General features: G+C 64.3%; 30 protein-coding genes. 14 read left to right on the top strand and 16 right to left on the bottom strand.

Annotated elements, in window-relative coordinates:
- Positions 1 to 154: 154 nt before the first annotated feature.
- The gene (locus tag BLS48_RS21415; protein ID WP_091582080.1) at positions 155 to 601 is read right to left on the bottom strand and encodes a YcgN family cysteine cluster protein; all 447 of its coding nucleotides are present in this window, start codon (positions 599 to 601) and stop codon (positions 155 to 157) included.
- A 198-nt stretch (positions 602 to 799) separates the two neighbouring features.
- On the opposite strand from BLS48_RS21415, the gene BLS48_RS21410 reads away from it, so the two are divergent.
- Both BLS48_RS21410 and BLS48_RS21405 read left to right on the top strand, forming a co-directional pair.
- Positions 800 to 3049 carry an OmpA family protein gene (locus tag BLS48_RS21410; RefSeq protein WP_091581744.1) on the top strand — a complete coding sequence of 750 codons (2250 nt, stop codon included), beginning with the start codon at positions 800 to 802 and terminating at the stop codon, positions 3047 to 3049.
- A 323-nt stretch (positions 3050 to 3372) separates the two neighbouring features.
- Positions 3373 to 3888, top strand: a complete 516-nt coding sequence (locus tag BLS48_RS21405) for a TIGR00645 family protein (protein WP_091581741.1) — start codon at positions 3373 to 3375, stop codon at positions 3886 to 3888.
- Positions 3889 to 3996: 108 nt separating this feature from the next.
- On the opposite strand, the gene BLS48_RS21400 is transcribed toward BLS48_RS21405, so the two are convergent.
- A complete protein-coding gene (locus tag BLS48_RS21400) occupies positions 3997 to 4863 on the bottom strand; it encodes an SDR family oxidoreductase (protein ID WP_091581739.1) in 867 nt (288 codons plus the stop codon).
- A gap of 178 nt (positions 4864 to 5041) precedes the next feature.
- Between BLS48_RS21400 and BLS48_RS21395 the strand changes: the two genes are divergently transcribed.
- Together BLS48_RS21395 and BLS48_RS21390 are read left to right on the top strand one after the other, a co-directional pair.
- A complete protein-coding gene (locus BLS48_RS21395) occupies positions 5042 to 5308 on the top strand; it encodes a type II toxin-antitoxin system VapB family antitoxin (protein ID WP_091581736.1) in 267 nt (88 codons plus the stop codon).
- Positions 5305 to 5694 carry a type II toxin-antitoxin system VapC family toxin gene (locus tag BLS48_RS21390; RefSeq protein WP_091581734.1) on the top strand — a complete coding sequence of 130 codons (390 nt, stop codon included), beginning with the start codon at positions 5305 to 5307 and terminating at the stop codon, positions 5692 to 5694. The genes BLS48_RS21395 and BLS48_RS21390 overlap by 4 nt, the downstream gene beginning before the upstream one ends.
- Before the next feature lie 6 nt (positions 5695 to 5700).
- On the opposite strand, the gene BLS48_RS21385 is transcribed toward BLS48_RS21390, so the two are convergent.
- The gene (locus BLS48_RS21385) at positions 5701 to 6330 is read right to left on the bottom strand and encodes a helix-turn-helix transcriptional regulator (RefSeq protein WP_091581731.1); all 630 of its coding nucleotides are present in this window, start codon (positions 6328 to 6330) and stop codon (positions 5701 to 5703) included.
- Between the two features lie 8 nt (positions 6331 to 6338).
- A complete protein-coding gene (locus tag BLS48_RS21380; RefSeq protein WP_091581728.1) occupies positions 6339 to 7211 on the bottom strand; it encodes a S1C family serine protease in 873 nt (290 codons plus the stop codon).
- A 168-nt stretch (positions 7212 to 7379) separates the two neighbouring features.
- Between BLS48_RS21380 and BLS48_RS21375 the strand changes: the two genes are divergently transcribed.
- On the top strand, positions 7380 to 8330 hold the full coding sequence (locus BLS48_RS21375) for a S1C family serine protease (protein WP_091581726.1): 951 nt from the start codon (positions 7380 to 7382) through the stop codon (positions 8328 to 8330).
- Positions 8331 to 8339: 9 nt separating this feature from the next.
- On the opposite strand, the gene BLS48_RS21370 is transcribed toward BLS48_RS21375, so the two are convergent.
- Positions 8340 to 8765 carry a VOC family protein gene (locus BLS48_RS21370; protein WP_091581723.1) on the bottom strand — a complete coding sequence of 142 codons (426 nt, stop codon included), beginning with the start codon at positions 8763 to 8765 and terminating at the stop codon, positions 8340 to 8342.
- Positions 8766 to 8831: 66 nt separating this feature from the next.
- On the opposite strand from BLS48_RS21370, the gene BLS48_RS21365 reads away from it, so the two are divergent.
- Positions 8832 to 9458 carry a TetR/AcrR family transcriptional regulator gene (locus BLS48_RS21365; RefSeq protein WP_091581720.1) on the top strand — a complete coding sequence of 209 codons (627 nt, stop codon included), beginning with the start codon at positions 8832 to 8834 and terminating at the stop codon, positions 9456 to 9458.
- Here BLS48_RS21365 and BLS48_RS21360 read toward each other — a convergent pair.
- Entirely contained in the window at positions 9391 to 10347 is a 957-nt protein-coding gene (locus tag BLS48_RS21360; RefSeq protein ID WP_091581717.1) for a LysR family transcriptional regulator, read from the bottom strand. The genes BLS48_RS21365 and BLS48_RS21360 overlap by 68 nt on opposite strands.
- Positions 10348 to 10455: 108 nt before the next feature.
- Here BLS48_RS21360 and BLS48_RS21355 point away from each other — a divergent pair, with 108 nt between their 5' ends.
- The 3 genes from BLS48_RS21355 (at position 10456) to BLS48_RS21345 (ending at position 11796) form a co-directional block, all read left to right on the top strand.
- The gene (locus BLS48_RS21355) at positions 10456 to 11094 is read left to right on the top strand and encodes an FMN-dependent NADH-azoreductase (RefSeq protein ID WP_091581715.1); all 639 of its coding nucleotides are present in this window, start codon (positions 10456 to 10458) and stop codon (positions 11092 to 11094) included.
- 166 nt (positions 11095 to 11260) lie between these two features.
- On the top strand, positions 11261 to 11500 hold the full coding sequence (locus BLS48_RS21350; RefSeq protein WP_091581712.1) for a CopG family ribbon-helix-helix protein: 240 nt from the start codon (positions 11261 to 11263) through the stop codon (positions 11498 to 11500).
- Positions 11501 to 11502: 2 nt separating this feature from the next.
- On the top strand, positions 11503 to 11796 hold the full coding sequence (locus tag BLS48_RS21345; protein ID WP_091581709.1) for a type II toxin-antitoxin system RelE/ParE family toxin: 294 nt from the start codon (positions 11503 to 11505) through the stop codon (positions 11794 to 11796).
- Between the two features lie 20 nt (positions 11797 to 11816).
- Here the strand turns inward: BLS48_RS21345 and BLS48_RS21340 are convergent, their stop codons facing one another.
- Together BLS48_RS21340 and BLS48_RS21335 are read right to left on the bottom strand one after the other, a co-directional pair.
- Positions 11817 to 12116 (bottom strand): AzlD family protein, encoded by a 300-nt coding sequence (locus tag BLS48_RS21340; protein WP_091581707.1) that lies wholly within the window; start codon positions 12114 to 12116, stop codon positions 11817 to 11819.
- On the bottom strand, positions 12113 to 12847 hold the full coding sequence (locus BLS48_RS21335) for an AzlC family ABC transporter permease (protein WP_091581704.1): 735 nt from the start codon (positions 12845 to 12847) through the stop codon (positions 12113 to 12115). The genes BLS48_RS21340 and BLS48_RS21335 overlap by 4 nt, the downstream gene beginning before the upstream one ends.
- A gap of 173 nt (positions 12848 to 13020) precedes the next feature.
- On the opposite strand from BLS48_RS21335, the gene BLS48_RS21330 reads away from it, so the two are divergent.
- Positions 13021 to 13479, top strand: coding sequence for an Lrp/AsnC family transcriptional regulator (locus BLS48_RS21330; protein ID WP_091581701.1), 459 nt, complete (start codon positions 13021 to 13023; stop codon positions 13477 to 13479).
- 191 nt (positions 13480 to 13670) lie between these two features.
- Entirely contained in the window at positions 13671 to 14873 is a 1203-nt protein-coding gene (locus tag BLS48_RS21325; protein ID WP_091581698.1) for an MFS transporter, read from the top strand.
- Positions 14874 to 15000: 127 nt separating this feature from the next.
- On the opposite strand, the gene BLS48_RS21320 is transcribed toward BLS48_RS21325, so the two are convergent.
- Both BLS48_RS21320 and BLS48_RS21315 read right to left on the bottom strand, forming a co-directional pair.
- Positions 15001 to 16134: an NAD(P)/FAD-dependent oxidoreductase gene (locus BLS48_RS21320; protein ID WP_091581696.1), complete on the bottom strand. Its 1134-nt coding sequence runs from the start codon at positions 16132 to 16134 to the stop codon at positions 15001 to 15003.
- A gap of 39 nt (positions 16135 to 16173) precedes the next feature.
- Complete coding sequence (locus BLS48_RS21315; RefSeq protein ID WP_091581693.1) at positions 16174 to 16842, bottom strand: peroxiredoxin; 669 nt, start codon at positions 16840 to 16842, stop codon at positions 16174 to 16176.
- Positions 16843 to 16985: 143 nt separating this feature from the next.
- Between BLS48_RS21315 and BLS48_RS21310 the strand changes: the two genes are divergently transcribed.
- Both BLS48_RS21310 and BLS48_RS21305 read left to right on the top strand, forming a co-directional pair.
- On the top strand, positions 16986 to 18692 hold the full coding sequence (locus tag BLS48_RS21310; protein WP_091582078.1) for an AfsR/SARP family transcriptional regulator: 1707 nt from the start codon (positions 16986 to 16988) through the stop codon (positions 18690 to 18692).
- A gap of 219 nt (positions 18693 to 18911) precedes the next feature.
- Positions 18912 to 19385 carry a VOC family protein gene (locus BLS48_RS21305; protein ID WP_208604654.1) on the top strand — a complete coding sequence of 158 codons (474 nt, stop codon included), beginning with the start codon at positions 18912 to 18914 and terminating at the stop codon, positions 19383 to 19385.
- 26 nt (positions 19386 to 19411) lie between these two features.
- On the opposite strand, the gene BLS48_RS21300 is transcribed toward BLS48_RS21305, so the two are convergent.
- Positions 19412 to 19711 (bottom strand): HlyU family transcriptional regulator, encoded by a 300-nt coding sequence (locus BLS48_RS21300; RefSeq protein WP_091582075.1) that lies wholly within the window; start codon positions 19709 to 19711, stop codon positions 19412 to 19414.
- A gap of 113 nt (positions 19712 to 19824) precedes the next feature.
- Complete coding sequence (locus BLS48_RS21295; RefSeq protein ID WP_091581687.1) at positions 19825 to 20529, bottom strand: PadR family transcriptional regulator; 705 nt, start codon at positions 20527 to 20529, stop codon at positions 19825 to 19827.
- A gap of 271 nt (positions 20530 to 20800) precedes the next feature.
- On the opposite strand from BLS48_RS21295, the gene BLS48_RS21290 reads away from it, so the two are divergent.
- Positions 20801 to 21058: a DUF2798 domain-containing protein gene (locus BLS48_RS21290; protein WP_091581684.1), complete on the top strand. Its 258-nt coding sequence runs from the start codon at positions 20801 to 20803 to the stop codon at positions 21056 to 21058.
- A 61-nt stretch (positions 21059 to 21119) separates the two neighbouring features.
- Here the strand turns inward: BLS48_RS21290 and BLS48_RS21285 are convergent, their stop codons facing one another.
- From BLS48_RS21285 to BLS48_RS21270, 4 genes are all read right to left on the bottom strand, one after another.
- Complete coding sequence (locus tag BLS48_RS21285; RefSeq protein ID WP_091581681.1) at positions 21120 to 21734, bottom strand: GyrI-like domain-containing protein; 615 nt, start codon at positions 21732 to 21734, stop codon at positions 21120 to 21122.
- A gap of 101 nt (positions 21735 to 21835) precedes the next feature.
- On the bottom strand, positions 21836 to 22228 hold the full coding sequence (locus BLS48_RS21280; protein ID WP_091582072.1) for a thiol-disulfide oxidoreductase DCC family protein: 393 nt from the start codon (positions 22226 to 22228) through the stop codon (positions 21836 to 21838).
- 5 nt (positions 22229 to 22233) lie between these two features.
- Positions 22234 to 23292, bottom strand: coding sequence for a DMT family transporter (locus BLS48_RS21275; RefSeq protein WP_091581679.1), 1059 nt, complete (start codon positions 23290 to 23292; stop codon positions 22234 to 22236).
- A gap of 149 nt (positions 23293 to 23441) precedes the next feature.
- On the bottom strand, positions 23442 to 23735 hold the full coding sequence (locus BLS48_RS21270; RefSeq protein ID WP_091581675.1) for a GYD domain-containing protein: 294 nt from the start codon (positions 23733 to 23735) through the stop codon (positions 23442 to 23444).
- Between the last annotated feature and the right edge of the window lie 240 nt (positions 23736 to 23975).

The following is a 23975-nucleotide window of genomic DNA, read 5'->3' as shown; positions in this document are numbered from 1 at the left end:
TGTGGCGGGAAAAGGGAAATCGCTGGCCGCTTCTCAATCTTCGCCGGTTTTCGAACAATGGCCGCCAACGCTTTTTCCCCGCGCCCGGTTCCCGACTTACGACGGTCTCCTGCGTCGACGGCGCACGATCAGGCCAATCGTCTAAACGCCGGCCCTACGGTTCCTCGTCCAGCATATAGTCGAAATAATCTTCCGGCTCGGCAAGGTCGGTCTCGCTCGCCTTGACCCGGCCGCGCATCGAGATGCCGGCCTCATGCACGGTCTCGGCACTGCCCGACACCAGCCGGTGCCACCAGTAGAGATCGCGGCCCTCGGCCACCAGCCGGTAGGCGCAGGTGCTGGGCAGCCAGCTGATGGTGCGCACATTGTGTGGCGTCAGCCCGACGCAGTCGCTAACGCGCGCCAGCCGGTTGGCATAATCCGAGCAGCGGCAGCTCCGCGCATCGAACAACCGGCAACCGACGCTGGTCCAGTAGATTTCGCCGGTATCCTCGTCCTCGAGCTTCGACAGGCAGCATTTGCCGCAGCCGTCGCACAGCGACTCCCACTCGGCCGGGCTCATCGCCTCCAGCGCCTTGGTCTTCCAGAATGGTGTTTCCATTTGCGGGATGTGGCCCCGGCCGCCGGCAAGGTCAAGCGCCGCAACAGCCAGAATGCGGCGGTCGCCAGCCAAATGACACGAAGTTGCCTTCAAAAGGCCGGCCAATCGCCCCGTACGGCCTCTAATCCCAGCGAAACCGGAACCAATCGGCACAAGATCGGTTACGGCAAGGATGGGACCCCACAAGGAGAATTCTCGATGAAACGCCAACCACGGATTCTGGCAGGCACAGCGCTTGGCCTGTTGATGGCATCCGCGCCGTTGGGCGCGTACCCGCTGCAAGGCAATGCCGCATTCGGTCCGGCCCAGCGAACGTCAGCCCCATTCATTTTGGCGCAGGCCGCGTGCGCCGAGGGCGAATCAGCCGAAGCCTGCGCGCAGAGGCAAGGGGCCCCCAAGAAAAAGCAGGAACAGGCCCAGCCCGCCCAGGCGGAGCAGCCCGCGCAAGGCGAGCAGCCCCCGCGCAAGAAGCGTGACCAGCAGCAGCAGACCGAGCAGGCACCCGCCGATCAGCAGGCGCAGCCCGAGCAGCAGCCGCGCAAGAAGAAGCGTGATCAGCAGCAGCAGACTGAACAGGCGCCAGCCGAAGCAGCGCCAGCGCAACAGGCTGCTCCCGCCGTCGATGAACAGCAGTTGAAGCCACGCAAGAAGCGCGACCAGCAGCAGCAGATCGAGCAGGCACCCGCCGATCAGCAGGCGCAGCCCGAGCAGCAGCCGCGCAAGAAAAAGCGTGATCAGCAGCAGCAGACTGAACAGGCGCCAGCCGAAGCAGCGCCAGCGCAACAGGCTGCTCCCGCTATCGATGAACAGCAGTTGAAGCCGCGCAAGAAGAAGCGCGATCAGCAACAGCAGATCGAAACCGCTCCGGCTGGAGAGGCCCCCGCCGCCCAGGTGGCGCCCGCCAATGACAACCAGCCGGCCGATCAGGCCAATCCGCGCAAGAAGCGCAAGCAGGACCAGCAGGCCCAGCCGGCCGAACCGGCCGTCGCGCCGACGCCGACCCAGAAGGCAGCTCCTGCCGGGGAAGCCACGCCCAAGGTCGAACCGGCTCCTGCCGGCGAACAGCCCGCGCTCCAGGGTGACCAGCCCCAGGACAAGAGGAAGAAGCGCGGCAAGAAACCGGTTGGCGAACAGCCCGCCACGGGTGAACAGCCCGCTACCGGTGAGCAACCTGCCACGGGTGAGCAGCCGGTAACCGGAGAACAGCCAGCCATCGGCAGGCAACCGGCCAATGGCGACAAGGCAGCACCCGTGCAGGGTGAAAACCCGGTGCAGGGCGAAGCCCCCACCGATCCCAATGCGGCCCCCATTCTGGACAGCCAGAAGGATGCCGTGCGTAAGGGCGGCAGGAAGCAGAACGCCCAGCAGAATGGCGAGCAGCAGAATGGCGGGCAGGACGCCCAGCAAGGTGGCACTCAGGGCCGCAAGCCGGCGGTCGCTCCCGTCGACCAGGGACCGCCGCCAGCCGACGACAAGGCCGCTCAGCAGGAGATCAAGCCCGAGAAGATCGTCCCGGTGACGGAGGAAAAGGGCACGCGCCTCGATCGCGCGCCCGACGAGAACATCCGCGACCGCCGCCGCCCGAAGGGCGTCGACGTACTCAAGGAGATCGGCGACCGCGTCATCATCCAGCTCGGCGGCCAGACAATGGTCCAGAGCAACGATGCCCCGCGCATGAACCGCGGCGCCAAGGATGTCTATTACGAGGATCTGCCGCAGGGCCGGACGCGCGAGACCGTCGAGCGCGGCAATGGCGTGCGGATCGTCACCATCCGCAACCGTTACGGCGACGTTATCCAGCGTTCGCGCATCACGCCCGATGGCCGCGAATATGTGCTGAGCTATGTCGACGAGCGGAGCTATCAGGATGATGGCGACTGGCGCGATCCCGGCGACGATCTGCCGCCGATGCGGCTGACCATCCCACGCCGTGACTACATCCTCAATTCCGAGGACGTCGAGAGCCCGGACGACTACTACACCTTCCTCGACCAGCCTCCGGTCGAGAGGGTCCAGCGTCTCTACTCGATCGACGAGGTCAAGCGTTCGGCCCGCGTTCGCGACATTGCGCGCCGCGTGGATCTCGACACGCTGAACTTCGAGTTCGGTTCGTCCTCGATCTCCGACACCGAAGTGCAGAAGCTCGAAGGCGTTGCCAGCGCCATGGACAAGCTGTTGAAGAAGAACCCGGCCGAGACCTTCCTGATCGAAGGCCATACCGACGCCGTCGGCACGCCCGAAGCGAACCTTGCTCTGTCCGACCGTCGCGCCGAAGCGGTGGCGGAGGCGCTCACCAACGCCTTCGGCATCCCGCCGGAGAACCTGACGACACAGGGCTACGGCGAGGAGTATCTGAAGGTCAACACGCCCGCGCCTAACCGTGAGAACCGGCGCGTCGCCATCCGCCGCATCACCTCGCTGGTGGCGCCTGTCGCCAGCAACAATTAAGGCTTTTTTTTCCAAAGGCTTGAAGCAGCTTCTGGAATCAGACCACCAGAGAAAAGTCCATCCCGGCTTGCCGGGATGGACAGGACTACGAACGCAATCCGCGGTTCAACAGGAATTGTACCCGGGCATTGAATCGCGGACTTGCCTACCCCAGATTCAGGACTGGGCGTTCCCTGCCCCGTCCCGACTCCAGCGGGACGCATTGAGCCCCGCCGGTCCCTCTCCGGCGGGGCTTTTTTGCCTGGCAAACTTTGTCTTGCAAACAGGGGCGACCTGACCGAAATACGGCCCGCACCCCTGGGGAAAGTCGACCGGAACCACTCATGAAGCGTCTCGAACTGGCCATCGAATCGATCATTCTTGCCTCGCGCTGGCTGCTGGTCGTCTTCTATCTCGGCCTTGGCGTGGCGCTGGCCATCTACGCGCTGTCGTTCGGCAAGAAGCTCTATGAGTTCGTCACCGTGGCCTTCACGCTCGGCGACACCGACACCATCCTGAAGATGCTCGGCCTGATCGATGCCGCACTCGTCGCTTCGCTGGTGGTGATGGTCATCATCTCGGGCTACGAGAATTTCGTCAGCCGCTTCGACGAGAATGACGGCAAGGTCCACTGGCTGGGCACGATCGACGTCGGCTCGCTGAAGGTCAAGGTCGCCTCGACCATCGTGGCGATCTCGTCGATCCATTTGCTTCAGGTGTTCCTGAACTCGGTCTCCTATACGACCGACCAGTTGATGTGGCTGACCATCATCCACCTCACCTTCGTCGTCTCGGCGCTGATGCTCGCCTATATCGACCGGCTGATGGGCCTGGGCAAGGCCAAGAAGGACGAGGGCTGAGCGCCTGCCGGATATTGAATCATTCCGGCAGGATCGACGCCCTATCGCCTTGTATGAGCAAGGCTTTCCCTCGGCTCAGCGACTTGCAGGTGGCAAGCCGGCCTGGCTTTAATAGATGCTCTTGATCTTGCTGTCCGTCCGGGCGAACACCTCGTCCGGCACGAAAAAGTCACCGGCCAGCGGCCCAGTCGCGCCCGGCGCATAGATCGAAAAATCCATGACGCCCTCGGCGCGCAGCACCTCCTCGTCGATGTAGAAATTGCCGGTCGTTTCGCGCGACGGCCGCATGAAGATGGCATGCGCGGCGTCGGCCATGATGTCGGGTGAACGGCTCATCGCCGCGACCGTCGCGCCACCCAGCAGATTGCGTACCGCCGCCGTGTCGATGGTCGAGATCGGCCACAGCGAATTGACCGCGATACCGTCCTTGGCGAACTCCGCGCTCATGCCCAGCGTGCACATCGACATGCCGAACTTGGCCATGGTGTAGGCAACGTGGTTCTTGAACCACTTGGCCTTCATGTCGAGCGGCGGCGCCAGATTCAGGATGTGAGGATTCTTTGCCAACTTCAGGTGCGGAATGCACATTTTGGACACCAGGAACGTGCCGCGCGTGTTGATCTGGTGCATCAGGTCATAGCGCTTCATGTCGGTCTCCAGCGTGCCGGTAAGCTGGATGGCGCTGGCATTGTTGACGCAGATGTCGATGCCGCCGAATTTTTCGACGGTCCTTGAAACCGCTTCGGCGACCTGTGGCTCCTCGCGGATGTCGCACAGCACCGGGAGCGCCTTGCCGCCGGCCTGCTCGATCTCCTGCGCCGCCGTATAGATCGTGCCCGGCAGCTTCGGATGCGGCTCGGCGGTCTTGGCGGCGATCGTCACATTGGCGCCGTCCCGCGCGGCGCGCAACGCGATCGCCAGCCCGATGCCGCGCGACCCGCCGGAGATGAACACCGTCTTTCCCTTGAGCGACATTTTTCCTCCGCCTCCCTGTGCCTCTGTCACGCGATCCTTGCCCGCGCCGCTGCCGGATACAAGAGCTTGCGGCGGGAAGCCATGGTGACGCTGCGGAGGCTGGCGGGGCCTCCGCTTGAAACCTGTTGGATTTACCTGATGCTCGGTATATATTCTATACGAACAGGTAGAATATAGAATGGCGCTGTCGATCAAGAACCCGGAAGTCGAGCTACTGGCGCGCGAACTCGCGCGTCGTCGCCGCGTATCGGTGACGGAGGCGATCCGCCAGAGTCTCGCGCGCGAGGTAGCGCGCGAGCGGCTGGTGCCGCGCGACGAAACCAGCGACCTTTTTCAACGGTTGATGGCGATCTCCGACAGGGCCGGAAAAGTCCCCAAACGTGAAGGCGCCATGACCGATGAGGAGATTCTCGGCTACGACGAGTTCGGAATCCCGACGAAATGATCATCGATTCCTCGGCCCTGGTTGCGGTCCTGCGCGCCGAGCCCGGCCATGAGGGTTTCGTGCTGGCTATCGCACAGGCAAAACGGCGATTACTGGCGGCGCCAACACTTCTTGAAACGACCATGGTGCTCGCTGGCGGCAGGCAGGATGAAATCCTTGATCGCCTCGACGATTTCCTGCGCGCGGCCTCGATCGAAACCATCGCCTTCACCGCCGACCATGCCGCTGTCGCCCGCCAGGCCTTCCTGCGCTACGGCAAGGGCCGGCATCCGGCAGCGCTGAACTACGGCGACTGCATCGCCTATGCGACGGCGCGTCTTGAAGCCATGCCATTGCTGTTCAAGGGCGACGATTTTCGGCTGACCGACATCGAAGCGGCGGTGTGATCGATATCAGACCAGCACTAGGCCCTGCCGCATGGCGATGGCGATCGCGTCGGTGCGGTTGGCGGCACCGAGCTTGATCAGGATCGCGGCGACGTGGAACTTCGCCGTGTGCACGGAAATGTTGAGCCGCCGCGCGATCACCTTGTTGGGCGCGCCTTCGGCCAGCAGCGCCAGCACTTCCGCCTCGCGCGGCGACAGCGTCGGTCGGATGGCGTGCTCGTCGGAGGTCTCATCCTCGAACGGCTCGCCCTCGCCGGCACGGAAATCCTCATGGCGCCCGCTTCCGCCATCGCCCGAGACGCGATAGCCGGCCGCCGCCAGCCGCGCCGCCGCGGCGATCAGCAGATCATCCGTGCCTGCAGGCAGGATGGCCATCACCTCGCCAGCAGGCCGCTCCACGTTGGCACGCCCCGACAACAGCACCCGTGGCGTGGAGGCCGGCACGGCATCACCGCTCCTGTCGTCAACGATGGCGACGTCGGCGGCGCCGGCCACGACCGGCAACAGGTCATCGCTGGCGGCAAGCGAGCCGGCCAGGCGCTCGGCGCGGCCCGCGTCGCCAAGCGCAATCAGCACCACCAGCCGCCGCGAGGCGGCACCGTTACCCATGATCCGGTCGCTGGCGAGCCTGTCCATCGATCCTCTCAGCTCAGCGGCTTTTCGCCGATGGTCAGCGCGACATCGCGTTGTTCGCCGCCGCGCACCACGCCAAGCGCCACCGAAGCGCCGGCGCTGTCGGGGCCGAGCCTGCGGATCAAGTCGCGCGGGCCATGCACGGCCTCGCCGTTCCACGCCACGATGATGTCGCCGAGAGAGAGGCCGGCAGCCTTGGCCGGGCCATCGTCGTCGAGGCTCATCACCATCGCGCCATGCGCGTCACGGTCGCGCACCGGGTGCAGGCCGGCGCCGAGATAGCCGCGCGCGACATGGCCCTTCTCACGCAGCGTTGCCACCGCCCGCTCGATCGTCTCGTAGGGCATGACCAGCGCGCGGCCGCGCGGCCCGAACAAGAGCATGCCGATCAGCGCGCCCTTGGCGTCGAGCACCGGACCGCCCTCGAAGCGGCCGCCGGCGCCGATGGCAAGATTGAGCCGCCGGTCGATGGTGCCGCCGCGCATCGAGCGCCAGGCCGGACCGACCTCGCCGACCGAGCCCGACACAGCCAGGGCGGAACCGTCGCTGTTGCCGATGGCGATGGCGATGTTGCCGGGCCGCACCGCGTCCGCCTTGGCGAGCGTGGGCACAGTGGCCGTAGCGGCAGGCTTCAGCAAGGCGACACCGGTCGAGGGATCGCGGCCGACCAGCTCGGCCTTCACCATCTCGCCCGAAGCCAGCGTCAGCTCGGTCTCCTCGCCGGCTTCGACGGCTTCCTCGGCGGTGACGAAATAGCCGTCGCGCCAGTGGAAGGCGGTGGCCGTGCGGTGATGATGCGTGGACAGGCTCGCTGTAACCGGAGCCGCCTTCGCGGCAAGATCGGCGATGGCTTGGGAAAACGCACTCAGATTGAAATCGCTCATATTGGTCTCCTGGGTTCTGTCATGCCCCAGATATCGCTCGGCGGCGTGTTCAGAGGTACTCGCCTGACGGCTAGTTGCTGGTTTGACTGGCCATCTGGTCAGGTCGCGGCCGATTGGACTGCTCCGCACATATAGTCACGATCAAGCCTGAAAACACGGAGCCCTTCCATGGCCCTCGCCGCAGCCAAATTCGAATCCGACGACACGTTGCTCGACGCCTATTCGACGACGGTGACCGACGCCGTCGACCGCATCGGCCCGGCCGTCTGCCGCATCGAGCGCCTTGGCGGTCAGGGCGGCCATGGCTCCGGCTTCGTCATCGCGCCGGACGGATTGGTCGTGACCAATTTCCACGTCGTCGGCGACGCCAAGACGGTGCGCGTGTCGATGCCGGACGGTGCTTCCAGCGAAGGCCGCGTGCTTGGCCGCGATCCCGACACCGATATCGCGCTGGTGCGCGCCGACGGCAGCTTTGCCGATGTCGCACCGCTTGGCGATTCCAAGCGCCTGCGGCGCGGCCAGATCGCCATTGCCATCGGCAACCCGCTCGGCTTCGAATGGACCGTCACCTCCGGCGTCGTCTCGGCGCTCGGCCGCTCGATGCGCGCCTCGACCGGCCGGCTGATCGACGACGTCATCCAGACTGACGCGGCACTCAACCCCGGCAACTCCGGCGGGCCGCTGGTGTCGTCGGCCGGCGAGGTCATTGGCGTCAACACCGCCATGATCCATGGCGCACAAGGCATTGCCTTCGCGGTCGCCTCCAACACCGCCAATTTCGTCATCTCGGAGATCATCCGCTTCGGCCGCGTGCGCCGCGCCTTCATCGGCGTCTCGGCCGACACCACCAATTTGCCACGCCGCGCCGCCCTTCTGTCGCAAGTGTCGACCAGCACGGCCGTGCGGTTGCGCAGCGTCGAGAAGAACGGCCCGGCGGCCAAGGCCGGCCTGAAAGAAGGCGACATCATCGCCGCCATCGACGGGCGCCCGGTGACCGGCGTCGACGACCTCGTGCGCATGCTCGACGCCGAACGCATCGGCCGCGAGACGCTGTGCACGGTGGTGCGCCGCACCGGTGTCAGCGCAGTGACGGTGACGCCGGTGGCAAGGGCCAGTTGAGGCCACTGCTCAGGCCCCCGCAGCACCCTCCGCATATTGCGCCAGGAACTCCTCGCTCGGCGGGATTGGCTTGATGACGTCGATCAGCACGCCATTGGGATCCCTGGTGATGAAATGGCGCTGGCCGAAGGGCTCGTCCCGCAGGGAACGCAGGATCGGCAGGCCGGCGGCCAGGACCCGTTGATAGACCGCGTCGGGGTCGCGGACCTCGAAATTGATCAGCAGGCCCGATGCGCGGCCCCGCCCCTCTTCCGGGATGGTTTCGTGGTCGCCCTGGACGATGCCGAGATTGACGCGCTTGCTCTCAGCCGATTGCAGATGCACGTACCAGTCGCTTTCAAACAGCGGCTGGAAGCCAAAATGCTCGACATAGAAGGCCGCCGTGCCGGCGACGTCGCCGGTCATCAGCACCGGATAGTAGCTGGTGGTCTTCATCTTTCCTTCTCCCGTCAATTAACATACAGTCTGCATGTGAATCGAATTAACATACAGGCTGCATGTATGCAACAGGAATCCGCGCGCCGCTCCAACCGTGACCGCACCGAGGCGACGCGTGCCGACCTGATCGCCGCCGCGCGAAAACTGTTCACCGAAAAATCCTATGCCGAGACCGGAACGCCCGAGATCGTCGCCGCCGCCGGCGTGACGCGCGGCGCGCTCTACCACCATTTTGCCGACAAGCAGGCGCTGTTCGCCGCCGTGGTCGAGCAGGAAGCGGCGGCGGTGGCGGACGAGATCGAGCGCGCCTCGCCGTCCTCGCTCGATGCCCGCGACGCGCTGATTGCCGGCTCCGATGCCTATCTCGCCGCCATGCGCGCGCCCGGCCGCACGCGGCTGTTGCTGCTCGATGGTCCGGCCGTGCTGGGGCGCGCCGCCATGGACGCGATCGACAACCGCCACGGCAACCGCTCGCTGCGCGAGGGTCTTGTCGCGGCGATGCGGACCCACACGATGACGAGACTGCCGGCGGAGGCGCTGACCGCGCTGCTTGCTTCCGCCTTCGACCGTGCGGCACTGGCCATCGAGGCCGGCGCCTCAGCCGAGGACTACCGCGCCGTTCTCATGGCGCTGATTGATGGATTGTCTCCGGCTCTTCGTCAGGCACCTGGTCCGGCTCGAACTCGTTGAAACAGCCGAGCTGGCGCTTGAACTGGTCGATAAGCCAGGCAGCCGCCGGTTTCGGGCTGCGGTCAGCGCGGTGCATGGCAAACAGCGGCGAGCGCACCTCGCTGTAGGGCTCCAGATCCAACTCGACCAGCCGGCCGCTCGCCAGGTCGTCGGCGACCAGCCATCGCGGCAGCCCGCCCCAGCCCAGCCCCTCGCGCATCAGCGCATGCTTGGTGCGCACATCGGTCAGCCGCCAGGTGCGATAGGCGAACACGCCGTAGTCGTGTCCCTTGGTGCGCTCCGACTGGTCGGAGACGACCAACTGCGTGTATTCGCGCACATCCTCCAGTGGCACCGGTTTGGGCAGCAGCGCCAGCGGGTGGCTGGGTGCCGCAACCGGCACCATCGAGGTGAAGCCAATGCGCAGAAGGTGCACGTCGGCGTCGCCCGGAATGCCGCCGACGCCAAGATCGGCCTCGCCGTTGACGACATGATCGATGATCAGCCCGAGCGAGCCGATATGCAGCCGCAGCATGACCGTTGGAAACTGCGCCTCGAACGCCTTCAGCACCCGCACCAGCACCGGCGACGGCAGCGACATGTCGACCGATATCGCGACTTCCGCCTCCAGACCTTGCCTGTGACCATCGACGCGCGAGCGGATGCGCTGCAGCACGCCGACCATGCGGCGTGCATCCTCCAGCATCGCCCGGCCGATCTCGGTCAGTTGTGGCTCGCGCGTACCCTCGCGTTCGAACAGCTTCAGCCCAAGCTGAACCTCGAGATTGGCGATGCCATAGCTGATCACGGATTGCGCCCGGTTGAGCTTGCGGCCGGCGGCCGAGAAACTGCCGGTATCGGCGACGGCAACGAATATCTGAAGCTGGTCGAGTGTCGGATTGGGTTGCATATATATCTGTTTTATAGATGGATCGTATAGAAAATATACCAGTTTTTCAGATGAGATGGTAGCCCCATATCTGGCGGGACAATTCAATTTCCACTGGAGAGACCCGCTATGTCCATTCTTCTTGTAACCTCGAGCCCGCGTGGCGCCGCCTCGCACTCGACTCGCATCGCCACCGAATTCGCCGAGAAGCTGCTTGCCGTCGATCCGTCGAACACGCTTGTCGTGCGCGATCTCGTCGCCAACCCGCTGCCGCATATCGATGCCGACTATGCGACCGGCATCTACACACCGGCCGAATCCCGCACCGCGCGCCAGGCCGAAGTGGTCGGCGTTTCCGACGTCGCGCTCGACGAGCTGTTCGCCGCCGACACGGTGATCCTCGCCACCGGCTTCATCAACTTCAACATCTCCTCGACGCTGAAGTCGTGGGTCGATCACGTCGCCCGCTCCGGCAAGAGCTTTGCCTATGGCGAGAACGGCCCCAAGGGCCTCGTCACCGGCAAGAAGGTCTATATCGTGCTGGCTTCCGGCGGCATCTACTCCGAAGGTGCGGCCGTGCAGATGGATCACGCCATTCCTTACCTGCGCAGCGTGCTCGGCTTCATCGGCATGACCGATGTCGACGTCATCCGCATCGAAGGCGTCGGCATGGGCCCTGACGCGGTGACCGCCGCGCTTGCCAAGGCGACCGCCAAGGTCGATGCCGTGGTCGCCGCCAGCCAGCAGGTTGCCGCGGCTGCGGCCTAAGCGGAAACAGCTTCGAATTGAAAGGGCAGGCGCTTTCGCGTCTGCCTTTTTCTTGCTGTCTCTTGAAAGCGTGGGCAGCCCCTCGCCGCTTGCTTCCCGATATGGCAGCCTTGACGATTCACCTTGGTTCACCAATAATCATAGTGAACCAACGTGAATTGTAACTATGACCGCTTTTACCGTACGGCTCCCAGACGACACGACAGACAGGCTCGACCAGCTTGCCGAAAAGCTTGACCGCTCGCGCTCTTATGTGGCCGCCCAGGCCATTGAGGACTTTGTAGCCCGCCAGGAATGGCAGCTCGCGGAGATAGAGGCAGGGTTGGCCGAGGCCGATCGTGGTGAATTTGCCAATGAGCAAGAGTTGGCCGCCGTGATCGGGAAATACGTCAAGTCCGCCGGCTGATTGTGAGCCGAAGGACAATCCGCTGGACCAAGCGGGCATTGCGTCGGCTTGACGAAATCGGCGCGCATATCGAGGAAGACAGTCCCGAGGCGGCCGCTCGTGTCATTGCGCGTATCTTGTCGGCGGCGGAGTTGCTCACCGAGCAGCCAGCCATGGGTCGCGTTGGGCGCATCAAAGCGACGCGAGAGCTCGTTTTGGTCGATATTCCCTATATCCTCCCTTACCGTGTAAACGGAGATACCATCGAAATACTCACCGTCATACACGCCGCCCAACAGTGGCCGCAGACCCTGTGAGCCCAACCGGAGCTGCTTTTCTATCCGATGAAATGCCGCAGCAGCCCCGCCGAGGCGACCCCAATCAGAACGGTCGGCAGCATGGACAGCCTTGTCGCGGCGGCGAAAGTGATCGCCAGCGCCAGGAGGTCGGCAGGGTGCCTCGACACGAAGGCCGGTGCGATGACCGAGATCAGCACGCAACCGGGCGCCGCTTCCATCACCGCCGTGGCGCGGGCGCTGAGCACGCGGTTGCGCAGCACGACATAGCCGCCGATCCGCGTCAGATAGGTGATGCCGGCCATCAGCACGATGGTGAGAAGGGTCGCGGGATCGATCATGCATCACCTGCCATCAGCCAAGCCGAGACCAGCCCCGACACGGCGCCGGCGGCGACATACCAGGCGCCCGGAATGAAGAGATAGGCAAGTGCGGCGACGACCAGGCTGGCGAGCCAGGGCCGCGCCGCCGCCACGCCCTTCCACATGCCACGCATCAGCACCAGGAAGACAGCTGGAAACGCCATGTCGAAACCATAGGTCTCGACATCGCCCAGCATCGGGCCGAGCAAGGCCCCTGTCGTGGTGAAGGCCACCCAGGTGAGATACATCGCAAGTGCCGCGCCCATGTAATAACGCGGGCTGAAGGCAGGCGTTACGCCTGCGGCGGCACGCTGCCTGGCGTCGGCAAGGCCGAGCGCCCAGCTCTCGTCGCATAGGAAGAACAGCGCCGGAAACATCTTGCGTCGCGGCAGATGACGCAGGAACGGCGCCAGGGCCGCGCCCATCAGCAGATGCCGGCTGTTGACCAGGAACGTGATGGCGACGACGAGCACGATGTGCGGCGGCGATGTCCACAACTGGATTGCGGCGAATTCCGAGCCGCCGGCGAAATTCAGCCCTGTCATGACAGGCAGTTCGACGACGCTCAAGCCCTTCTGCGTGGCCTGGGCTCCAAGCACCAGCGCATAGGGGATGGTGCCGAACAGCACCGGCGCGCATGACGCCACGCCACGGCGGAACTCGGATCTCGAACCATCGCCAGTCGTCTCGACTGCCTGTGAAATGCTCATGGCTATCCATGGGCTGGCCTCGCGGCCGCCGCTTCCGGTTGAGTTTGAAGTCTCGTGATGTCGGCGGCAAGCATACCCAAGCCTGTCCGCAATTTGATTGCGAAGATGCGTTTCATCTGCCAAAAATTGGCATCACACATCACAATTCTGATAAATGATGGAATCCGCAGCCAATGAAGCTGGACGAGATCGACAAGCGGATCCTGCGGGCGCTGCAGCGCGACGGTCGCATGGCCAACACCGATCTGGCCAATGAAGTCGGCCTGTCGCCCTCGCCATGCCTGCGGCGCGTGAAACTGCTGGAGGAGGCCGGCGTCATCGACCGCTATGTCGCGGTGCTCAACCCGGCCAGCATCGGCAAGGGCCTCACCTTCTTCACCCGCATCTGGCTGAAGACGCAGGACGAGGACACGATCGAGCACTTCGCCACCGAAGTGGCCAAGCTGCCGCAAGTGATGGAATGCTACCTGATGCTCGGCGACTGCGATGCCATGGTGCGCGTGGTGGCGGCCGACATCGACGACTATCGCCGCTTCCAGTCGGAGCATCTGAGCCGTATCAAGGGCGTGCAGAACGTCAAGACCGACGTTCCGAGCTGGACGATCAAGTACACGTCGGAGCTGCCGATCTGACGGCAGTCGTCCAAAAGTGCGAAGCGGTTTTGGGGCAGCGACCAATACAGAAAGCGACCAGAAACGGCCGGGAAAACGGGGCCATTCCAGACTGGATAAAAAATGCAACCGGATTGTAGGATCGGCCTCGGCGCCAGCGTCCTTCGGATGCAAGCAGCGCGCGGCGCTGCGCTCTGGCATGGGAGATTTGAATGAGCCTTTCCTATCGTTGGGTCATCGTCGCCGCTGGCGCGCTGATGTCCTGTGTCGCCATCGGCACGATGTTTTCGCTGGCGATCTTCCTCGAACCGATGGCGATCGACACCGGCTGGTCGCGCGCCGGCATTTCGAGCGCCATGACGCTCAATTTCCTGGTGATGGGCCTTGGCGGCTTCGCCTGGGGCGCCCTGTCGGACCGCTTTGGCGCCCGCATCGTCGTGATGATCGGCGCTGTGCTGCTCGGGCTGGCGCTGGTGCTGGCCAGCCGCGCCGGCTCACTCGTCACCTTCCAGGTCACCTATGGCGTGCTGGTCGGCCTTGCCGCCAGCGCCTTCTTCGCGCCGATGATCGCGCTGACCACCGGCTGGTTCGACACCCATCGCGGCCTTGCGGTGTCGCTGGTCTCGGCCGGCATGGGCGTGGCACCGATGACGATCTCGCCCTTCGCCCGCTGGCTGATCTCGGCCTATGACTGGCGCACCGCCATGTTCGACATCGGCATCACGGCCTGGGTGCTGCTGTTGCCGGCGGTGCTTCTGGTGCGCCAACCGCCACAGCCAGTTGGGCCCGGGACCAGTTCCGCGCCTGTTGCCGAAGGCGCCGGCATGACGGTCGGCCAAGCGCTGCGCTCGCCGCAGTTCATCGTGCTGGGACTAACCTTCTTTGCCTGCTGCGCCGCGCATTCCGGGCCGATCTTCCACATGGTGAGCTATGCCATGCTGTGCGGCGTCGCCCCCATGGCGGCGGTCTCGATCTACAGCGTCGAGGGTCTCGCGGGCCTCGGTGGCCGGCTTCTCTATGGCGTGCTGGCCGACCGGCTGGGCGTCAAGCCGGTGCTGATCGCGGGCCTCGCTATCCAGTCGGTCGTGATTGCCGCCTATCTCTCGATCAGCCAGCTCGAGCAGTTCTATATGCTCGCCGTCATCTTCGGTGCCACCTATGGCGGCGTGATGCCGCTCTATGCGGTGCTGGCGCGCGAATATTTCGGGCAGCGCATCCTCGGCACCGTGTTCGGCGCCGCCACCATGCTGTCCAGCCTCGGCATGGCGCTCGGACCGCTCGCCGGCGGCATGGTGTTCGATGCCTACGCCAGCTATTCCTGGCTGTTCATCGGCTCGGCCATCATCGGACTTGGCGCGGCGGGCATCGCCATCGCCTTCCCGCCACTGCCGCGCAGGCAACTGCAGATGGCCTGAAGCAATTCCAGGAAAAGTGTGAAGCGGTTTTCCCGGGAAAGCGTAGCGCTTTCCCCAGCGAATTGCGTCAAACAAACCTGCTCTATCGGATGGGACGGGCGCCGTCGGCGCCCGCCTTTGCCGAAGCTCAGTGCCCGAACCAGCGGGCCTTGCGGCTGGAACCGAAGTTCACCTTGTCGACTCGCAACGCCTCCGACGGTTCATAGAAAGCACCGGTGGGTTTTGGGCCGGAAAAGAAATCCACATCCACCCTGGCGATCCTGTTGGCGCCGAATTCGATGTAGCAGGATCCCGCACCTGGGTTCTTTGCCGTCTGCTCCTCATGGCGCAGCCTGGCGATCAGGTTCGCTGCAACGGTGCGCGCGGCGCCCTCGGCAAAGACCCCCGCCTTCGGCGCACCCGTATTGGCCAGATCGCCCAGCGCGTAGACGCCAGCAAAGCGGGTTTCGAGTGTGCGGGGATCGATGGTCACCCAGCCGCCCTCGGTCATGCCGGCCTCGACGACGACATCCGGAGCGCGGTTCCTGGGCACGCCAAGGAACAGATCGCAGGGCAGTTCGCTGCCGTTGTCGAGCGTCACGACCTTGCGGCCCTCGTCCACGGAAACCACGCGGGTGCTCGCAATGAAGGCGATATCGCGTTCGGCGAAAGCCGCGAGCAGCGCCTTCGAGGTTTCGGGAGAAGGCGGCACCGGGCTCGACATCGCGTTCACATAGGTGATCTGGCAGTTGTCACGGACACCTCTATCGGTCAGGTAGTCGTGCAGCATCAGGGCACACTCGCTGGGTGCTGGCGGGCATTTATAGGGCGCGCCGCAGACGCCGATCACGGCATGGCCGCGGGTGAAGCCGGGCAGCACCTTCGCCATGTGGGCGGCGCCCGGTACGGAGTAAAATTCGTTGCGGCCGAGCGTAATGCCGGGCGTGGCCGAAACGTCGTAATCCGCGCCGAGGGCGACTACCAGTATGTCCGCCTCGTGCACACCCTTGTCGGTCGTCACGCGCCGCCGTTCCGGGTCGATGGCGGTGACGGTCTCGCGCTTCATCGTGACGCCGGATTTGGCGTAGTCGGCGTAGGGTAGCCGCACAGCCGTCTCGGTTGCGCGGCCGAACATCAGATCGAGCTTGGCAAACCCGAACACGAAGGCATCCGACTTGTCGATCAGGGTGACAGCAATGCTGTCACCCAGAGCTTCGGACAAGGACGTGCTGAGCTCAAGCCCGCCAAAACCGGCGCCAAGGATAAGGATACGGGGTTTCATACTGTCACCTCTTGTTGCCGGGTTGCCTGGAAAGAAGGCTCAGGCGTTGCTGTGCGGTTGCGGGACGATGCGGATGTAGGGCTTGGGCTGCTTCCAGCCTTCGGGGTAAAGGACCTTGGCTTCGTCGTTCGACACCGAACCCGCGATGATCACCTCGTCGCCCTGCCGCCAGTTCACCGGCGTAGCCACGCGGTGCTTGGCGGTCAGCTGCATGGAGTCCACCACGCGCAGGATCTCGTCGAAGTTCCGGCCGGTGGTCATCGGATAGGCGATCATCAGCTTGATCTTCTTGTCGGGACCGATGACGTAGACATGGCGAACCGTCTGGTTGTCGGCTGCCGTGCGCCCCTCGGCACTGTCGCCGGCCGTGGCGGGCAGCATATCGTAGAGCTTGGCAATGGCCAGCATCGGGTCGCCGATCATCGGGAAATTCGGTGCAAGGCCCTGGGTCTCGGCGATGTCATCAGCCCATCCGGCATGACGCTCGACCGGGTCGACGGAGAGCCCGATGATCTTGACGCCGCGCTTGTCGAACTCGGGCTTCAGCTTGGCCATGTAGCCAAGCTCGGTCGTGCAGACGGGGGTAAAATCCTTGGGATGGGAAAACAGGATGCCCCATGAGTTGCCCAGCCAGTCATGGAAGTTGATCGGACCGTGTGTGGTTTCGGCGGTGAAGTCGGGCGCCATGTCGGCGATACGAAGAGACATTTGGTTCTCCTGGCAGAGGGTTGGAATTGACTACCAGGGCAGACTAGGCAACCTATGTTCCGCCAGCGTTCCCCGCCGCACAGGTGCTTGTGACGGCCGTATTTTTGGCGGCAACGGCGGATCGCATGCTGAAGGGGCTTCGAGTGCGCGTTCAAATTCAATTGCTCGGCGGGTTCAGTGTCGGTCTTGACGGTCAAGTCATTCCGGCCGCGGCGTGGCGCCGTGACCGTGGAGCGGCGCTGGTGAAGCTGCTTGCCGTCACCCGTTCGCACCGCATTCACCGCGAACAGCTCATGGAAGCCTTCTGGCCCGATCTTGATCCGGAGGCCGCCGGGGCGAACCTGCGCAAGGCCATCCACTTCGCCCGCCGTGCGCTGGGCGCTCATGATCTGATCGAGCAGACGGCCGATGTCATCACCCTTGCCCCGGCGGCCGATCTTGAAATTGACCTTGAAGCTTTCGAGGCCGCCGCCAAGCTTGCCTTGCGCGGCTCCGATCCCGCCGCCTGCGAAATGGCCGCCGATCTCTACGCCGGTGACCTGCTGCCGGACGACCCCTATGTCGATTGGTTCGAGACGCCCCGCCAGGCCCTGCGCCAGCGCTATGCCGATGTGCTGCGGGCGGGCAGGCTCTGGCAACGTCTGATCGCGTTGGACCCCGCCGATGAGCAGGCCCAATGCGCGCTGATGCAGGCGGCGCTGGACGCCGGCAACAGGGCCGAAGCGATCAGGTTGTTCAATCAGCTCAGCGAGAGCCTGCGCATCGACCTTGGGGTCGGCCCGGGTGCTGAAACCGTGAAGCTCTACGAAAAGGCGTTGGCCGTGCCCTCGATTGACCCGGTCGGGTTGAGCGACCGCATCCGCGCCTCGCTGGCCTGGGGCCTGCTGCATCTGCAAAGCGGCGATTTCGCCAAGGCCGCCCAGGTCGGCAGGGAAACCCGTGAGCTGGCGATGGGCGCCGGACTTGCCCGCGAGGTTGGCGAGGCCAGTGCCTTGATCGGGCTGGTGGCCCATATGCAGGGGCAATGGCGCGAATTGTTCCGGGCGGAGTTCATCGAGTGGGTGCGGGCCAAACCAGCCTTCGTCTCCAACGTTTTTGACGGGCATCTGTGCCTGGCCGAATTCTGCCTTTGCAGTGCCAAGGGCCATCACGACATCGCCGCTTCGGCACGCGAACTGCTATCGGTCGCCGAGGGCGCCGGCTCGCTTGCCGGGCGCGGCCTTGCCTCCCTGGTGCTGGGCGAAGCTGCCTTGTTTTCGGGTCAGTTGGGCGAGGCCGAACGCATGCTGACGGAAGCTGAGAAACTCTATACGCAGGTTGGCGCCGTAGCCGGCCGCGTGCTGGCGCTCCAGCGTCTGACGGAACTTGCCCTGGCGCGTGGCCAGAAATGGCAGGCGGGACGGCTGATCCGGCGCGCCACGACCCTTGCCCAATCTTCCTGGCTTGCACCGCATCTGCTGATCAGCCTGAAGGGCCTCGAGGTGCGGGCCGCCTCCGCGCCCGAAAAGATCGCCGCGACCATCCAGGAAGGCGACCGCATGTTGTCCACCGGCCACAGCTGCCAACCTTGCTCGATGACCTTCCGCACCGCCGCGGCGGTTGCACTGGCCGAGGCGGGCGAAGTCGAACAGGTCAACCGGCGGCTCGATGAGGCTGAGCGGGTGGCCGGCATGTGGAATGGCGGACCCTGGGTGGCGGCCGTCTGGGAAGCGCGTGGCGTGCAGCGCCGCGCCGAGCGCAGCGAAAACCGCGCCATGGCGGCATTTGAAGAAGCGGCCTCGCGCTTCGCCGCTCTCGGCAGGCCCATCGATGAGGCCCGTTGTCTGGAGCGAATGACGACACCGGGCTAAAATGCGCTGAAAATTCGGGTCCGCTTTATCCGAAGATCCGTTCGCCGGTCGCCCTGATTTGAGTTCCGGCATGGCTTTTGGGCGCCTTGCCGCCGGAACATCAGATCGCATGAACGCATTCTAGCTTCGCGTGCAACCCGTGAGGCTGGCCGCGAACGGTCTGGAGTGCGTGGGAAACCCGCCGGAATGGCTTCAAAAGCGAAAGGACAAGCAATGGCAATCGCCAAGAACACAATCTGCGTTTGGTATGACAAGGACGCCGAGGCCGCGGCCCGGTTCTACGCCGAGACTTTTCCCGACAGCTCGGTGAGTGCCGTCCACCGCGCTCCCAGCGACTACCCGTCCGGCAAGGCGGGCGACGTGTTGACGGTCGAGTTCACGGTCGCCGGCATCCCCTGTCTCGGCCTCAATGGCGGGCCCATGTTCAAACACAACGAAGCCTTCTCATTCCAGATCGCCACCGACGATCAGGAGGAGACGGATCGCTACTGGAACGCCATCGTCGGCAATGGTGGCCAGGAAAGTGCCTGCGGTTGGTGCAAGGACAAATGGGGCGTGTCCTGGCAGATCACGCCGCGCGTGCTGACCGAGGCGATGGCTGCCGGCGGCGATGAAGCAAAACGCGCGTTTGATGCGATGATGGATATGAAGAAGATCGACGTCGCCGCGATCGAGGCGGCGCGGCGCGGCTGACGGTCCTGGGTTGACCCCGGCCTTGCCTATCCGAAAATCCGCTCGCCCTGCTCGTCGACCAGTTGCATGCCCTTCTTGATCGAGATGTCGACGGCGTCGTCGAGCCCGGCGAAGCGGTCGGCGCGGATGAATTTGTGTTCCTTGATGACGCCGTCGATCTCCTTGGAGACGACGCCGCAGGTCTGGTACTGGCCGTCCGTCTTGTAGGGCGTGGCGCTGATCAGGAATCCCTTGTGCTCGACCTGCTTGGCCGGCGCGGCGCTCTTTGGCTCGCCCGCCTCACCGCTGCCGCCGCCACCGCCGAAAAGACGCTTCAGAAAAGACATCGGTGTTCCTCCAACAGCATTCATCCCGCACCATGTAGCGTGGCGCGGGATGAATTTCACTATCGGTCCTTGGCCTGGCGGGCAAGGGCTGCGTCCGGCTGAGCCGGAAGGCCTCACTTGCGCGACAGCGCTTCCAGTGCCTCGGCGGCGCCTTCGAGGATGGCGATCGCCTCGGCCTGCTTCTCGGCCGGGGCATCGACGAAGTCGCCGAGAGCCGCACGCAAGCGGTGGCGCACGGAGCGGAATTCGTCACGCGCGTCCGAACGCTCCCCGCGACCGCCACGACCGCCGCGACGCCCGCCCTCTTCGCTCTCGTCGTTCCAGCCGAACCAGTCGCGCGCCTTGGCCATCTTGCGGCCGAAGCGCTCGAGATGGTCTAGCACGGCGTCGATCATCTCGCGGTTGTCGGCAAGATGCGCCTGCCCGGCCTCGGTGATCGAGAACACCTTCTTGTTGCCGTCGGCGGCGGAAGCGGCGTAGCCGGCCTCTTCGAGGAAGGTCAGCGTCGGATAGACCACGCCCGGGCTCGGGCTGTAGATGCCGCTGGTGCGCTCTTCCAGCGCCTTGATGATGTCGTAGCCATGGCGCGGCGCCTCGGCCAGCAGCGACAGCGTGATCAGCTTGAGATCGCCGTCGGCCAGCATGCGGCCGGCGCGGAACATGTCACCCGGGCCGCCGCGTCCGCCGCCGCGTCCGCCGCCACGTCCGCCATGGCCGAACGGTCCGAAACCGCCGCCGCGGCCACCGAATTTGCTGGCCATATGCATGAACATGCGCTCGCCGAAATGTTTGTGCCCGAAATTGTCGTGCTTATGCATTGATTGCTCCTTGAGTTATATCTTACGATATATCTCAATTAGGCGCGTGCCGCTGTCGAGTCAAGATATATCTTACGATGTATCTGAATGGTGCCGCAAGGGGCTTGCCCTCGCCGCGACACGTGGCTAGAAGGCGCTTGAGGGTCAAAGACCGCTCCGTAAGCGTCTGACGTCAAGCAACGCATCCACCCCGGTCTTTCCGGGCAGTTACGCCGAAATGGGCGAACGGATGCCGAATGCGATGGACCGGACACTTCAGGGAAATTCCCAAATGACTGCAGGAAATCGGCGCAGGAAGCTGCCTGCGCGCTATGCCGCGATTCTCAGCCCGCTGGTGCTGTCGCTGTTGATGACCTTCATCGTCTCGCTCATCTCGACGTTGAAAAGCCTTGGATTCCAGCCCAGCCTGGCCGCCATCTGGATGACCGCATGGGCCCTGTCCTGGCTGGTGGCGTTTCCGACGCTGCTTCTGGTTCTGCCGCTGGTGCGCCGCATTGTCGGTTGGCTGTGCGAGCCCTCGACTCGGTAGGCCGCTACGCGGAAAGGCCCGAAGGCAACTTCGGGCCCTTCGGCCTGTAATAGCGCCAAGTCTATCGTTTCTTGACCGGCTGGCGGATCACCGTTCTCAGTTTTTCTGGTGCCGCCTTGCGAGGATCACCCAGGTAGATCTCGTGGTGCTTGCCGTTTTCCACGAGACCGTTGGCCGGCAGGAATTCCTCGTGCAGGCGCAGGATCGTCGGTCCTTCGGCGCTATAGGGTCCGATATGCATGATCTGCACCGCCAGCCTTTCGTGGAAGGACTGCAATCTGAGGCTTTCGGGCGACTCGCCGAGCTTCGCCCGCGCTTTGTCGAGGGCCGCCTGGAACATCTCACCGCTGATCCAGTCCGGCTGCATGATCATCATGGTCCACGACCAGAGATGCTTGTCGCCCGTCAGGAAGCTCGACATGTCCTCAGCCCACCACAGTCCTTCCAGCGGAGCGACGCCATAGTCCTTGCCAAGCTCCTTTTTCGACATGAACTTCAGGGGATAGCTCACCGAGTAGAGCCATTCGATCGCGTGCCGGTACTCTTCGGAGGTGTTCGGATCGCCCTTGCCATCGATCATGGCAAACTGCAGCTTGGGAACATCGACCAGGGAAAACACACCCGCCGGAGGCTGCCAGAACGCCTTCATGATTTTTTTGAAGTCGACCTTCTCCATCACATGCCTCTCATCAAAACGATGGTTCCACAATCGAGACTACCGACAAGGGCGGCATTGATTGAGGTCAATACGACGCTAGGCGACCGGCAAGGCAAGGATTACCAGCGGCCCTTGCGCCGGTTCCAGGCGTAGAGCAGGTCGGCGAAACGGTCGTAGGCAAAGCGGGTCAGCGGCAAGGCGATCGGATTGCCGAACAGCGTTGCCAGCCAGCCCTCGCCCGGCGTTGCCTTCCAGACGGCAATGACCACATCGGCGCCGACCAGCAGTTGGCCCTGTGCATCGGTGGCGTGCAACCGGCGGCGGATATCCTCCAGCGAGGCTCTATATCCGGCAAGTGCTGCTGGTTCAAAGTCGATGTCGCGAAATTCGATGCGGCCGGCCTTGACCGCCTCGATCAGCCGTCGCTTCTGCCTGCCGATGCCGACGTTACAGACCGGGCAGCGCTTGTTGTACCAGACAGTCAGTTCAGGCTTGGTCCCTTGCCCGAGCATCATGCTCAGCCATGGCCGTGACGGTGGTGCAGGTCGGGATAATGCGGATGCCGGTGGCGCATCGGCGCATGCCGGTGCCAGTGTGAATGCGGCTCGCTCACCGGCCCGTCATGGTGATGCTGGTGGTGCTCGTCATGGACATGGCTGTGCTCATGCTCGAGCTCCTCGTGGTCGTGCTCGTGCTCATGGCGCTCGGACAGATGCAGCCAGAGGCCGAAGCCCATCAGAAGCCCGGCGACAGCCAGCTTGAGCGTGATGGCGTCGCCGAGGATGGCGATCGCCAGCAACGCGCCGATAAAGGGGGCGAGCGAGTAATAGGCCCCAGTCCGTGCCGTGCCGAGATGGCGCAGCGCCACGATGAACATCACCAGGCTGACGCCGATGCCGAAGAAACCGACGGCCGCGGTGATGGCGACGATTGACGCGGGGGGAAACGAAGCCCCGGCGGCAAGCGCCAGCCCGACATTGACGACACCCGCCACCAGCCCCTTGAGCATGGCGATCACCACCGGGTCGGTGGCCGAGATCCTGCGCGTGAAATTGTTGTCCAGCCCCCACGCCAAGCACGCTCCGGCGACGAGCACGGCACCGAGGTTGAAGGCGACGCCCTCGCCTTGCCATGACAACAGAACGGCGCCGGCAAGGATGGCGAAGGCACCCAGAAGCAAGCGCCGGTCGACATTCTCGCGATAGACGAGCCAGGCGATCGCCATCGTCGCCAATCCTTCGAGATTGAGCAGCAGCGCTGAACTGGACGCTGTGTTGAGGCTGAGGCCGAACATCAGGAGCACCGGGGCGACGATGCCGCCGGCACCGATCGCCAGCGCCAGCCATGGCATGTCCCTGGCGGTCAGTTGCGCCTCGCCGGCGCCGGTGCCGCGAGCCAGGCGATAGAGGGCCAGCCCGACACCGGCGCCGAGATAGAGCAGGCCGGCCAGCATGAAGGGGTTGACGCTGTCGAGCAGCAGCTTGCAGAGCGGCGGCGCCGCGCCGAACAGGGCGGCGGAGCCCAGGGCAAGCGGCACGCCGGGCCACAGATGGGCATGGGAATTCGGTTCAGACATGGCCACATCCTAACGCATGTCGCTGAGGCGCGCAGCGGTTTTGGGACAGAGACACGCACAAAACAAGGCCTGCAGCGTCGACTGAACCCGTGGATCAGGCGCCGTCAAGACAGCGCCTGATCGTCAGCCTCCGCGCTGTTTTCAGGGCTTTATCCGAGCGAGGTGATGATCTCGCGGTAGGCGAGTTCGGGGAAGGCTTTCAGCGTCCGCGTCCTGACATTGCCGCCCGCCGCCAGCATCAGCGAGAAACGAGCCAGGACCGCATCGTCGGGCGCTTCGACCACCGCCACCATGTCGTATTCGCCCATGGTCAGGTAGAACGCCTTGAACGATCCGCCCATGTCCCCCAACTGCTTCCTGGCGGCGTCGAGCCGCTTCGGTGACTCGCGCACACTTCTGGCGCCCTGCTCCGTCCAGTTCATCAGCACGATGTAGCTTGTCATGGCACACCTCCCTCCGGGGCCACGGAGCACGGCGGCTTCGCCGGGGCGGGCATCCGGGTTTGTCGCCCAGAAAATGCATCCGACATGGAAATTATCCTCCCGAAGTGCATGCGCCGCAAGAGCGCGCGCCACGAACGAAGAAGGGCGGGTGGGTTCAATAGGTCGCCGCAACACTCTTAATCTGAGAGGATGAGGAGGTGTTGCATGGTGACGTCACGGATCTGGTTTACGTCAGCGCAG

This window comes from Mesorhizobium qingshengii (assembly GCF_900103325.1).
Classification (GTDB): domain Bacteria; phylum Pseudomonadota; class Alphaproteobacteria; order Rhizobiales; family Rhizobiaceae; genus Mesorhizobium; species Mesorhizobium qingshengii.
This window is presented reverse-complemented; position numbering and strand designations above follow the sequence as displayed.

What these genes read in the sequence shown, in the direction of transcription:
- BLS48_RS21415 (WP_091582080.1), bottom strand. Translation starts at nt 601, where the DNA reads ATGGAAACACCATTCTGGAAGACCAAGGCGCTGGAGGCGATGAGCCCG.
- BLS48_RS21410 (WP_091581744.1), top strand. Translation starts at nt 800, where the DNA reads ATGAAACGCCAACCACGGATTCTGGCAGGCACAGCGCTTGGCCTGTTG.
- BLS48_RS21405 (WP_091581741.1), top strand. Translation starts at nt 3,373, where the DNA reads ATGAAGCGTCTCGAACTGGCCATCGAATCGATCATTCTTGCCTCGCGC.
- BLS48_RS21400 (WP_091581739.1), bottom strand. Translation starts at nt 4,863, where the DNA reads ATGTCGCTCAAGGGAAAGACGGTGTTCATCTCCGGCGGGTCGCGCGGC.
- BLS48_RS21395 (WP_091581736.1), top strand. Translation starts at nt 5,042, where the DNA reads ATGGCGCTGTCGATCAAGAACCCGGAAGTCGAGCTACTGGCGCGCGAA.
- BLS48_RS21390 (WP_091581734.1), top strand. Translation starts at nt 5,305, where the DNA reads ATGATCATCGATTCCTCGGCCCTGGTTGCGGTCCTGCGCGCCGAGCCC.
- BLS48_RS21385 (WP_091581731.1), bottom strand. Translation starts at nt 6,330, where the DNA reads ATGGACAGGCTCGCCAGCGACCGGATCATGGGTAACGGTGCCGCCTCG.
- BLS48_RS21380 (WP_091581728.1), bottom strand. Translation starts at nt 7,211, where the DNA reads ATGAGCGATTTCAATCTGAGTGCGTTTTCCCAAGCCATCGCCGATCTT.
- BLS48_RS21375 (WP_091581726.1), top strand. Translation starts at nt 7,380, where the DNA reads ATGGCCCTCGCCGCAGCCAAATTCGAATCCGACGACACGTTGCTCGAC.
- BLS48_RS21370 (WP_091581723.1), bottom strand. Translation starts at nt 8,765, where the DNA reads ATGAAGACCACCAGCTACTATCCGGTGCTGATGACCGGCGACGTCGCC.
- BLS48_RS21365 (WP_091581720.1), top strand. Translation starts at nt 8,832, where the DNA reads ATGCAACAGGAATCCGCGCGCCGCTCCAACCGTGACCGCACCGAGGCG.
- BLS48_RS21360 (WP_091581717.1), bottom strand. Translation starts at nt 10,347, where the DNA reads ATGCAACCCAATCCGACACTCGACCAGCTTCAGATATTCGTTGCCGTC.
- BLS48_RS21355 (WP_091581715.1), top strand. Translation starts at nt 10,456, where the DNA reads ATGTCCATTCTTCTTGTAACCTCGAGCCCGCGTGGCGCCGCCTCGCAC.
- BLS48_RS21350 (WP_091581712.1), top strand. Translation starts at nt 11,261, where the DNA reads ATGACCGCTTTTACCGTACGGCTCCCAGACGACACGACAGACAGGCTC.
- BLS48_RS21340 (WP_091581707.1), bottom strand. Translation starts at nt 12,116, where the DNA reads ATGATCGATCCCGCGACCCTTCTCACCATCGTGCTGATGGCCGGCATC.
- BLS48_RS21335 (WP_091581704.1), bottom strand. Translation starts at nt 12,847, where the DNA reads ATGAGCATTTCACAGGCAGTCGAGACGACTGGCGATGGTTCGAGATCC.
- BLS48_RS21330 (WP_091581701.1), top strand. Translation starts at nt 13,021, where the DNA reads ATGAAGCTGGACGAGATCGACAAGCGGATCCTGCGGGCGCTGCAGCGC.
- BLS48_RS21325 (WP_091581698.1), top strand. Translation starts at nt 13,671, where the DNA reads ATGAGCCTTTCCTATCGTTGGGTCATCGTCGCCGCTGGCGCGCTGATG.
- BLS48_RS21320 (WP_091581696.1), bottom strand. Translation starts at nt 16,134, where the DNA reads ATGAAACCCCGTATCCTTATCCTTGGCGCCGGTTTTGGCGGGCTTGAG.
- BLS48_RS21315 (WP_091581693.1), bottom strand. Translation starts at nt 16,842, where the DNA reads ATGTCTCTTCGTATCGCCGACATGGCGCCCGACTTCACCGCCGAAACC.
- BLS48_RS21300 (WP_091582075.1), bottom strand. Translation starts at nt 19,711, where the DNA reads ATGTCTTTTCTGAAGCGTCTTTTCGGCGGTGGCGGCGGCAGCGGTGAG.
- BLS48_RS21295 (WP_091581687.1), bottom strand. Translation starts at nt 20,529, where the DNA reads ATGCATAAGCACGACAATTTCGGGCACAAACATTTCGGCGAGCGCATG.
- BLS48_RS21290 (WP_091581684.1), top strand. Translation starts at nt 20,801, where the DNA reads ATGACTGCAGGAAATCGGCGCAGGAAGCTGCCTGCGCGCTATGCCGCG.
- BLS48_RS21285 (WP_091581681.1), bottom strand. Translation starts at nt 21,734, where the DNA reads ATGGAGAAGGTCGACTTCAAAAAAATCATGAAGGCGTTCTGGCAGCCT.
- BLS48_RS21280 (WP_091582072.1), bottom strand. Translation starts at nt 22,228, where the DNA reads ATGCTCGGGCAAGGGACCAAGCCTGAACTGACTGTCTGGTACAACAAG.
- BLS48_RS21275 (WP_091581679.1), bottom strand. Translation starts at nt 23,292, where the DNA reads ATGTCTGAACCGAATTCCCATGCCCATCTGTGGCCCGGCGTGCCGCTT.
- BLS48_RS21270 (WP_091581675.1), bottom strand. Translation starts at nt 23,735, where the DNA reads ATGACAAGCTACATCGTGCTGATGAACTGGACGGAGCAGGGCGCCAGA.